The sequence below is a fragment of the Streptomyces anandii JCM 4720 genome (genome assembly GCF_014650655.1).
Taxonomy (GTDB): domain Bacteria; phylum Actinomycetota; class Actinomycetes; order Streptomycetales; family Streptomycetaceae; genus Streptomyces; species Streptomyces anandii.
Map to the genome: position 1 here is coordinate 373,370 of NZ_BMVJ01000005.1, position 9,741 is coordinate 383,110.

A 9,741-nucleotide genomic window follows, 5' to 3' on the forward strand; every position below is an offset into this window, starting at 1 on the left:
ATCGGCCGTCCGGCGGCCGAGGTCCTTCTCGAGCCCCGCGATCTGCCGGCCGCCAGGGAGGCCGCCGCGAGCTGCAGGAGAGCCGACGGCTGGTTCGGGGTCCTCAAGGTGCGGCACCGCGACGGGCGGCTCGTGGAGATGGGGCTCAGGGCCCACCCGGTCTCACGCGAGCAGCGGATCCGTGAATGGCTCCTCGCCGGCGCTCCCGCGGTGGACGTCCTGGAGTGGCAAAGGGACCGCGCGGTGCTCGACGGGTTGTACCGCCGGTGCCCGATCGGCCTGGTCGTCCACGGAACCGATCTGAGGCTGCTGCGGGTCAACCGGGCCATCGAGCGTTTCACCGGTGTCCCGGCGGCGGACTTCCGGGGGCTGGCCACCGGCTGCTTCCTCCTCCCCGACGACGCCCGCAGGGCCGTGGACCGGGTGCGCCAGGTGATCGAGACCGGAAGGCCGATGGTCTACTCCGAGCAGTTCGTCCGCCTGCAGTGGGATCCGGCTCAGGAGCGGGTCGCGATGGTCTCCTCCTTCCCCATGAAGGATCCCTCCGGCCGTGTCCTGGGTGTGGCCGAGATGATCGAGGACATCACCGAGCGCCACCGGGCCCAGCGCAGGCTCGCGCTGCTGGATCAGGCCGGCAGCCGTATCGGGACCACCCTCGACGTGGCGGAGACCGCCCGGGAACTCGCCGAGGTGATGGTGCCCCACCTCGCCGACCACGCCTCGGTGGACCTGCTGCAGCCGGTCACACACGGGGAGGAGCCCACGCGCGCCCTGTCGGGGCCGTTGGTCCGGCTCGGCGCCAGCGGCGTCGGCGCGCAGCAACCCGGCCCGCCCCATCCGCATGGCGAGCCCGTGCAGTTCGGGCCCGACACCCCCCAGGCCAGGTGCCTGGCCGAAGGGCGGCCCGTACTGGAACCGGTTCTCCCGCCCGACTGGTTCTCGACGGCGGGCCGTCAGGGGACCCACGCTCCCGGCCTGGGCGTCCACTCGCTGATCGTGGTGCCCCTCGCCGCACGCGGACTGGTCCTGGGCGTGATGACCCTGTGGCGTTCGCTCCGCCCCGACCCCTTCGAGGCGGACGATCTCACCCTCGCCCAGGAACTCGCCTCGCGCGCCGCGGTCGCCGTCGACAACGCCCGGCGCTTCACCCAGCAGCAGCAGACCGCGTTCACCCTGCAGAGCAGTCTGCTGCCCAGGTCCGTGCCGGACCAGTCGGCCGTCGAGGTGGCCCTGCGGTACCTGCCGGCCAGCGCGGCGCCGGGCCTGGGCGGCGACTGGTTCGACGTCATCCCGCTGTCCGGTACCCGGGTCGCGCTCGTCGTCGGAGATGTGGTGGGCCGTGGCATTCACGCCGCCGCCACCATGGGCCGGCTGCGCACCGCCGTACATACGCTCGCCAGCCTCGACCTGGAACCGGACGAGGTCCTCTCCCGCCTGGACGACCTGGTCAACCTGCTGGCGGCCGAACAGGAGGCGGCCGGTGAACGGCCCGTGGGCGAGCAGGTCGTCGGCGCCACCTGCCTGTACGCCGTGTACGACCCCGTCTCCGGGTGCTGCTCCCTGGCCCGGGCCGGTCATCCGCCGCCGGTGGTGACCGCGCCGGACGGGCAGGTGACTTTGCTCGACCTGCCCGCCGGGCCCCCGCTGGGCCTGGGCGGCCTGCCGTTCGAGGCCCGGGAGATCGACATGGTCGAGGGAAGCCTGCTGTGCCTTTACACCAACGGAGTCATCGGCGAGCGCCACATCGATGCCGACACCGCCCTGGCCAAGCTGTGCGCGGCGCTCGCCCGCCCCGCGGACGCCCTGGAACGCACAGGCCAGGCGGTGGTCGACTCGCTGGTGCCCTCGCGCCCCAGCGACGACATCGCCCTGCTGATCGCCCGCACGCACATGCTGCCACCGGACGATGTCGCCTCCTGGGGTCTGCCCCCGGAGCCCGCCAGTGCCGCACGGGCCCGGGAACTGACCACGGCGAAGCTGACCGAGTGGGGTCTGGAACACCTGGCGTTCACCACCGAGTTGATCGTCAGCGAACTGGTCACCAACGTCTACCGGTACGCCGGTGGAGCCGCGACGCTGCGGCTGATCCGCGAGCGGTCCCTGGTCTGCGAGGTGAGCGACACCAGCCACACCTCACCCCACCTGCGCCGCGCCCGCAGCACCGACGAGGGCGGGCGCGGCCTGTTCCTGGTGGCCCAGATGGCCGAGCGCTGGGGCACCCGCTACACCCGCGAGGGCAAGACCGTGTGGACCGAACAACCACTGGCCGATTCCCTCGCCTGACCGTCCCGGGCCGGGCCCATGGCTGTCGGCAGCCCGGAAAGGGACCGTGTGCGGCCCGCGGCGGCGGAACCGAGCCGCTCGCGCGAGCCTCCACGGCAGCGGTCATTCGGCTGCGGCAAGCAGCCGTGCCTCGCTCTCCTCGTACAGCCGCCGGTGCTCGCGGCTGTCGGCGGCGCGGCGCCGGTGGTCCAGCCGGCTGCCCAGCCAGCCCGCCAGGTAGCCGAACGGGACGGAGACCAGCCCGGTGGACTGCATGGGGAACAGGTCGAAGTCGGCGTTCGGGAAGACCGCCGCGGGCGTGCCCGAGACGGCCTTGGAGAAGACCAGCAGCAGCAGTACGCAGGCCGCTCCGCCGTAAAGGGTGGCGAGCAGGCCGGTGCGCGTGAATCCCCGCCAGAACAGGGAGTAGGTGAGCGCGGGCGCCACCGCCGACGCCCCCATGCAGAAGGCAAGGGTGGTCAGCACGCCGACGTTCCAGTTCTGGACGAGGATGGAGAGCCCGATGGCGACGGCTCCCACGGCCACACTCGTCCACACCGCCACCGTCATCTCCGTACGCGGCTGTGCCCGTCCCCGCCGCATCGCGTGCGCGAACAGGTCGTGGGCGAGCGAGGAGGCCGCGGCCAGGGTCATTCCCGCGACGGACGACAGCAGCGTGATGAAGACCATCCCCGCCACGGCCGAGTAGACGAGCGTCGTGGCCATGGAGCCGGGGGCGCCGCCCAGCAGTTGCGACAGCATGAGCACCGACGTCCTGCCCTGTGGGTCGGCTTCGGCGATGGACCGCGATCCCACCAGCGCCGCCGCGCCCGTGCCCATGACGATCACGAGCAGACAGAAGGTGGTGACCGTGCCGACCGCCCAGGACATGGAGCGGCGTACGGCCGGCACATCCTGCGCGGAGTACAGACGCATCGTGATGTGGGGCAGGCAGGCCACCCCGAGGACCACGGTGATCTGCAGACCGATGAAGTCCAGCCGCTCACTGGTCGAGGTGCCCAGTTCAAGGCCCTGCCGGAGAAAGGCGGAGCCCGCGCCGCTGCCGTGCTGGGCCGCCCTGAGCATGGCGCCGGGACTCCAGTCGAAGCGGTTCAGTACCAGGGCGCCGACCGCGGTGCTCGTGCCGAGCAGGATCACGATTTTGATCATCTGGATCAGCGCGGTCCCTCTCATACCGCCGAGCGCCGCGTAGATGATCATCAGAGTGCCGACGATGACGATGCACACCGTCCTGGCGCCCGTCACATGCGGAAGGTCGAGGATGAAGGTGAGCAGAGATCCCGCCCCGGAGAGCTGGACGACCAGGAAGGGCAGGGTCGCCGAGAGCGTCACGACGCAGGCGGCGACGCGCACGGCCCGCCCGGGCATGGTGCGGGCCAGGACGTCGCCCATGGTGAACCTGCCGGCGTTGCGCAGGGGCTCGGCCAGCAGGAACATCAGCAGGACCAGGGACAGGGCGGTGCTGACCGCGAGGACGTAGCCGTCGTACCCGGTGAGCGCGACGATGCCGGTGGTGCTCAGCACCGTGGCCGCCGAGATGTAGTCGCCCGCGATGGCCAGGCCGTTCCTGAACGGGGTGAGTTTGAGGTAGCCGGTGTAGAAGTTCTCCAGGTCGTCGCGGTCCGGACCCGCCATCACGCACATCAGCAGTGTGACGGTGACCAGTGTGGTGAACAGCAGGAGGACGGTGGCCTGCGTCCCGGAGCCGAACTCGTTCATCTCACCGCTCCCGCGTTCCGGCCGGCGGGGACCGCCCGGTCCCTGACGACGCGGGCCAGCGGATCGACCGATCGCCGTGCGCTGCGTCCGTACCAGAAGACCGCCGCGAAGGTGACGACGAGTTGGACGACCCCCAGCACCATTCCGAGGCTCAGCTCACCGGCGACCCTGGCCCCCATCAGGCCCGGGGCACAGCAGGACAGCGCCACGTACGCCACGAACGAGCCGAGCACGGTCAGCGTCGAGACCCGGCGGAGCACGCGGTAGGCCGACCGGAGCGCCGCGAGATCGGCGTCGTGGGAGGGAGTCTGCCGCGCGTACGCGTCGTACGACCACGGCTCGGTGCGGGCCGGCGGCCACCCCGGTGGTCCTGGGGGCAGGTACTGGTTCTCGTCGGCGTAGGTCATCGTCTGGCCTTCCACTACGGCTCGGACCCGTGGAGGTGTACGGGGAGGAACACTTCAGGCGGCGCACCATACCGACCGGTTGGGATGTGACGTAAGCCTACGGGGGGTCACGTTTCGACGTCGTCCTCCCCACGGCTGTCACGCTCGGCGCGGCGGGAGGTCACCAAGGGACAAGCTGCCGATTGTCTTGCGCGGGTATGCCGGTCCTGCGGCTCGGACGGGTTGCGGGGCGGGTGTCACCGGAGCGGCCGTGACCTTGCGGGTCTCGCGCATCATCAGCAGGCCGTTGACGACCATCAGAGTCGCGGTCAGGCCGTGGACGCCGAGCGCGGTGGGCACGGAACCGTGGTGGGCCAGCACGGTGGCCATGTCGCCGTATGCGGCGAGGGCCTCCACCAGCAGCACCCAGCCCAGCGCCCGGCGGTGGCCGGTCTATCGGACGAGGGCGCAGGTGAGGAGGGTGAAGGCGGCGATGATGACGGCGACGCGGACGTAGTGGTAGCGCTCCCAGCGGTGCAGCTGCTCCTTCCAGTCGGCCGGCCGGTTCTCAGGGGTCCAGGTCTTGTTCCGGTTGTTGATCGGGACCAGCAGCAGCACCGACATGACCACGCTGACGATCAGCAGTCCGGCGGCGGTGGCGACGAGTGCGGCGCCGTGGTGGTGCCATCGGGCGACGGCCCAGACCGCGCTGAGGGCGAGTGAACCGATGTACCAGAACGGCATCAGGACACCGAGCATCCGGCCGCCGTGGGCGTGGCCGAGCTGGGCGCTGTCCTCAGGAAGCGCGGCCAGGATCCGGTTCATGATGAAGGCGACGGAGAACTCCACCCCCACCATCAGGCCCACGACGACGGTGGTGACGACCTTGAGTGCGTCGAGCATGACGATCCCTCCGTGAACTAGCATTGCTAGCGGACGATGCAACGCTAGTACTGCTAACGCTCGATTGTCTAGCAGTGCTAGAATCCGTTCATGTCGGTACAGGAACGCAAGCAGCGCGAACGGGCGGAACGCGAACGCCTCATCGTGGCGACAGCACGCGAACTCGCCGAGCAGCAGGGCTGGGACGCGGTCACCACCCGCCGGCTCGCCGAGCGCATCGAATACAGCCAGCCCGTCCTCTACAGCCACTTCCGGGGCAAGCGCGAGATCATCGGCGCCGTCGCCCTCCAGGGGGCCGCCGAAATGGCCAGGGAAGTGCGGGCCGCGACCTCGGCCGCGGACGGCCCCCGCGCACGGGTCGCCGCCCTGGCCTACGCCTACCTGGACTTCGCCGCACGCAACCCGGCGGTCTACGACGCCTTGTTCCAGCTCGACGGCGGCCTGCCGTACGCCCAGGAGGACACCCCCGAGCCTCTGAAGGACGCCTTCGCCGCCCTTCTGGAGACTCTCGGCGAGGTCGCCGGCGACGGCGTTGCCCCGGGGCTGTTCACCGAGATGTTCTGGGCGTCCCTGCACGGCCTTGCGACCCTCACCCGCGCGGGCCGCCTGCTGCCCGAGGACGCGAAGCCGAGGGTGGAACTGCTGGTGGACCGGCTCGCCATGGTCTGACGCCACGCCCCCGCGGACACGCAGCCGGGGCCCTGGAGTCCCAGGCGCCCAGCTCGGGCCAGGCCCGCGAGGCCACGGGTGGACGGCCGTGGCGTACGGCGTTGACGGCTGTCAAGCCACGAGATTCCGGACCGTGACCCAGACTCCCACCCAGGGCCCAATGGAATCACCGAACGGCACAGAGAGCGGACGCCCTCCGCCTCACCCCGGCCTCCTCCGCCCCGCTTTCAAGGACTCCTCTTATGATCATCTTCGGCACCAGCGCATACATGTACCGGCTCGCGATCCTCATGCTGACATGCCGTCAATGCGGCAACCCTGCCGCGCATACGGTCAAGAAGTACGTCACCAAGTTCACACTGTTCTTCGTGCCGCTGTTCCCCATCTCGACGAGATTCGCGATCCAGTGCACGTTCTGCGGCATGGAGCAGGAGGTGCACAAGGAGTGGGCCGAGCAGTCGCAGACACAAGCCGCGGGCGCCCCCGGCGGTGAAAGGTACGCGCAGGCACAGCAGGCGTACCAGCATCCTGGTGCCTGATGGGGGCCGCCGCTTGACGCTACCGCCGGCCTGCCCCGGGGCGCCTCCGAAAGGGGAGGCGTCCCGTCCTCCGCCTGTGGTGGGCCGGCTGCACTGTCTCGCATCACGCTAAGTAAAAACACAATCACATCACGGATCCGGAGTTGGTCAACGCGTACGCCAGTGAGCTGAAACGCTTGCGTCTTACAGCGCTGATCGGGGGACGTTCATGGCAATTCCCACCCCACCTCCGCATCCACCCGCACCACCGCACGGCGAGCCGCGGGCCAAAAGGTCTCCCGAACACTGGACGGCCGTTGCCGCCCTCATCACCGCGGTGACGGGTGTCCTCACGTTTCTCGTCGGCTTCATCGGTCTGCCGGCAGCAGGGGTCAACTCCCCGGCTGCGAACGTCGAGACGGCGACAGCAACCGTCACGGCCACAGTCACGACAACAGCCCCCGCGCCCCCTGAAGCCTCCGATGCGCCGTCGTCCACCTCCGGTTCACCTGCGGTGCGCTGGACCGGACCGCTGCTTGTCTCAGGTGACTTCAACCTGGACTCGGTTCCCCCTCAGGGGGCCATGCCGACGGACGGCGACATCGAGTTGTCCCAGATCAATGACGGACAAGAGGCCGTGTTGAGGAGCGCCAGAGCGAACTTGGCGGTGGTTCCGCGAGGGGAGAACCCGGATGCCGCCAGATGCACCGTTCTTGCGCAGACCCAGGGCCGGCGGCTCGCAGACCTGCCCGTGGCTGTGGGAGGCAAGCTCTGTTTGATCACCAGCGAAGGACATCCTTCGCTGGTCACCGTGACCGCCGTACACCCCGAAGCCCAGAACGCGAGCCTCGACGTTCACATCTGGCAGAAGACGGACTGACAGGAAGCACATGCTGCCGTACCAGCCGAGTCCTGGGCTGGTCGTCGTTGGACGGCGTCAGCGATGACCGCTGTCACGAGCTTGTTGACGGCTGCCAGGGTTGAGGCACCCGGGCGGCCGTCGCCGAACAGGAGCTTCGACGGTTCCCGCCGAGCCGCGCCGGGACGGCATGCGCGCTCGACGTGATGTGGGGCAGCATCCTTGATCCATGACAACGGGCTTCGCGGGGGCTGCTGCACTGGCATCGGCCTGCTGTTTCGCCGCCGCGGCCGTCATGCAGCAGTCCGCCGCCGCTTCCGTGCCCGAGAGCGATTCTCTGCGCCCCCGCCTGATCCTGGACCTGCTCCGCAGACCGCTGTGGCTCGCCGGGATCGGCATGTCGTTCTTCTCCTACGTCATCCAGGGCGTCGCCCTGGCGTTCGGTCCGCTCGTGCTCGTGCTGCCGCTGGCCGCGCTGGACCTCGTCTTCGCCCTGCCCATGGTCGCCCTGCGCCGCCGGCGACGTCTCACCGCGGCGGAGGTTACGGGTGCGGCGTGCACGTCGGGAGGTGTGGCCGCCTTCCTGGCGGTTCTGCCACCACCCGCCGGGATCGTGGCGCCGAGTGTGGGGGACTGGCTTCCCCTTCTGGCCGTTGCCGCGGGATGCGTGTGCGTGCTGGTGCCAGTGGGACGGCGCAGGGCGGGACGCCCACGCACGGCCCTCTACGCGGCGGCGGCCGGTGTGATGTTCGCCCTTCTCGACAGCCTGACCAAGAGCACGGCCGGCCTCTTCCGGGAGGACGGCGTCGGAACGCTCGCGCACTGGGAACCGTATGCGCTCCTCCTTGTCGGCGGCACGGGCATGCTGCTTGCCCAGAGCTCTTTTCAGGCCGGTTCTCTGACGGTCAGTCTGCCCATCATCGACACCCTCGAGCCGATCGGTGGTGTGCTGATGGGCGCCGTGGTCTTCCAGGAACGCCTGGCCACGTCCTGGGCGCTGGCCGTCCAGGGACTGGGGGCCCTGGCGGCCGTGGCGGGCATCGTCATCCTGGGCAGGTCGCCGTGGGTGTACGGACGCGTGTGAAGCCGTCCGGACGCTGGATCCGCCGCCTTCCCAACCGACCGTGACACCGTGGCCGTCACCGTGCGCGACCAGACCGTGGAGCTGATCCACCATCCCCCTGGATGTCCACGTCCAGGAAGTGGGCCGAGCACGAGATGCACGGGTCGTGGTTGCGGATGGCCCGTTCGCACAGGTGGGCCAGTGCGGAGTCGGACGTCGTCCCGCCGGCCAGGGCGGCTTGCACGAGAACGCGCAGGTCCTCCTCGATCGCGCCCTGGTTCTGGGCCGTGGGCGGGACGAGGCAGACGTCCGTGATCCGGCCCTCGGAGTCGAGCGCGTAGCGGTGGTACAGCAGTCCGCGCGGTGCCTCGGTGGCGCCGTGGCCCACGCCCGCCTGGGCGGGGACATCCACGTACGGGTGCTCCGGAGGCTCGTAGACGTCGATGATCCGCAAGGCCTCCTCCACCGCGTACAGGACCTCCACGGCCCGGACGAGGATGCTCCGATAAGGGTTCCTGCACACCTCGCCCCGTGGTGTGCCCGGGGCCAGTGGAGGGTCGCTCAGTCCGGCCTCCCGGGCGGCCTCACGCGCGAGTGTGGAGAGCAGGTGGCCGCTGACGGCGTAGCGGGCGAGGCTGCCGGTGAGGTGCCGCCTGCCGTCCAGACGGGAGTGGAGCGCGGTGGAATACGGGACCTGCTCCTCGGTGACGTGATCGGAGAAGGACCGTAGGGGGAAGCTGTAGGGCGCAAGGCTGCGGTCGGCCGGGAGCACGGTGGGGACGCCCGACTGGATGGCGTACGTGCCGGGCTCGGCGAGAGCGAGCAGATCGGCGTCGCAGTGGGCCTCGGGGAAGTCGAAGCGGGCGACCCAGCGGACGGTGTCCCAGGCGTCGTCGAGGGAGCGGCGCAGGCGCTCGGCGAGGGGGCGCAGTTCGGCGCGGGTGGGGGTGCGGTGGAAGCCGCCGAGACGCACGTTGATGGGATGGATCGCGCGTCCGCCGAGCAGTTCCATGACGGCGTTGCCGGTCTGTTTGAGTCGCAGACCGCGTTCGACGTGCTCGCGATGGCTGCCCGCCATGTCGACCAGGTCGGCGCAGCCGAGGAAGTCGGGCGCGTGCAGCAGGTAGACGTGCAGGGTCTGGCTCTCGATCCACTCGCCGCAGTACAGCAGTCGGCGCAGGGCGTCCAGCGGGCCGTCCACCACGATTCCGCACACGTCCTCGATGGCGCGGCAGGCGCTCAGCTGGTAGGCGACGGGGCAGATCCCGCAGATGCGGGAGGTGATGTCGACCGGTTCCGTGTGGGCCCGGCCCCGGAGGAACCCCTCGAAGAACCGCGGGG

At 70.1% G+C, this 9,741-nt stretch carries 9 protein-coding genes and 1 pseudogene; 5 read left to right on the forward strand and 5 right to left on the reverse strand.

The features are described from left to right. The coding region (locus IE249_RS12540) for a SpoIIE family protein phosphatase (RefSeq protein ID WP_229858242.1) at positions 1 to 2,283 on the forward strand (2,283 nt) is incomplete at its 5' end. A 102-nt stretch (positions 2,284 to 2,385) separates the two neighbouring features. On the opposite strand, the gene IE249_RS12545 is transcribed toward IE249_RS12540, so the two are convergent. The 4 genes and pseudogenes from IE249_RS12545 to IE249_RS12560 all read right to left on the reverse strand — a co-directional run bounded on the left by IE249_RS12545 (position 2,386) and on the right by IE249_RS12560 (position 5,291). Further along, the gene (locus IE249_RS12545; protein ID WP_189704855.1) at positions 2,386 to 4,002 is read right to left on the reverse strand and encodes a sodium/solute symporter; all 1,617 of its coding nucleotides are present in this window, start codon (positions 4,000 to 4,002) and stop codon (positions 2,386 to 2,388) included. Continuing rightward, positions 3,999 to 4,409 carry a DUF485 domain-containing protein gene (locus tag IE249_RS12550; protein ID WP_189704856.1) on the reverse strand — a complete coding sequence of 137 codons (411 nt, stop codon included), beginning with the start codon at positions 4,407 to 4,409 and terminating at the stop codon, positions 3,999 to 4,001. Before IE249_RS12550 ends, IE249_RS12545 begins: the two co-directional genes overlap by 4 nt. A 219-nt stretch (positions 4,410 to 4,628) precedes the next feature. Further along, a pseudogene (locus tag IE249_RS12555) lies at positions 4,629 to 4,841 on the reverse strand (DUF4267 domain-containing protein); the annotation flags it as partial. Further along, positions 4,842 to 5,291: an anthrone oxygenase family protein gene (locus IE249_RS12560; protein WP_189704857.1), complete on the reverse strand. Its 450-nt coding sequence runs from the start codon at positions 5,289 to 5,291 to the stop codon at positions 4,842 to 4,844. Positions 5,292 to 5,381: 90 nt separating this feature from the next. Here IE249_RS12560 and IE249_RS12565 point away from each other — a divergent pair, with 90 nt between their 5' ends. The 4 genes from IE249_RS12565 to IE249_RS12580 all read left to right on the forward strand — a co-directional run bounded on the left by IE249_RS12565 (position 5,382) and on the right by IE249_RS12580 (position 8,421). After that, on the forward strand, positions 5,382 to 5,960 hold the full coding sequence (locus IE249_RS12565) for a TetR/AcrR family transcriptional regulator (RefSeq protein ID WP_189704858.1): 579 nt from the start codon (positions 5,382 to 5,384) through the stop codon (positions 5,958 to 5,960). 242 nt (positions 5,961 to 6,202) lie between these two features. Then, positions 6,203 to 6,499: a zinc-ribbon domain-containing protein gene (locus IE249_RS12570; RefSeq protein WP_189704859.1), complete on the forward strand. Its 297-nt coding sequence runs from the start codon at positions 6,203 to 6,205 to the stop codon at positions 6,497 to 6,499. Between the two features lie 316 nt (positions 6,500 to 6,815). Next, the gene (locus tag IE249_RS12575) at positions 6,816 to 7,358 is read left to right on the forward strand and encodes a hypothetical protein (protein ID WP_189704860.1); all 543 of its coding nucleotides are present in this window, start codon (positions 6,816 to 6,818) and stop codon (positions 7,356 to 7,358) included. A 208-nt stretch (positions 7,359 to 7,566) separates the two neighbouring features. Further along, positions 7,567 to 8,421: a DMT family transporter gene (locus tag IE249_RS12580; protein ID WP_189704861.1), complete on the forward strand. Its 855-nt coding sequence runs from the start codon at positions 7,567 to 7,569 to the stop codon at positions 8,419 to 8,421. A gap of 55 nt (positions 8,422 to 8,476) precedes the next feature. Here IE249_RS12580 and IE249_RS12585 read toward each other — a convergent pair. Continuing rightward, a partial coding sequence (locus IE249_RS12585; RefSeq protein ID WP_229858248.1) for a Ni/Fe hydrogenase subunit alpha occupies positions 8,477 to 9,741 on the reverse strand: 1,265 nt, incomplete at its 5' end.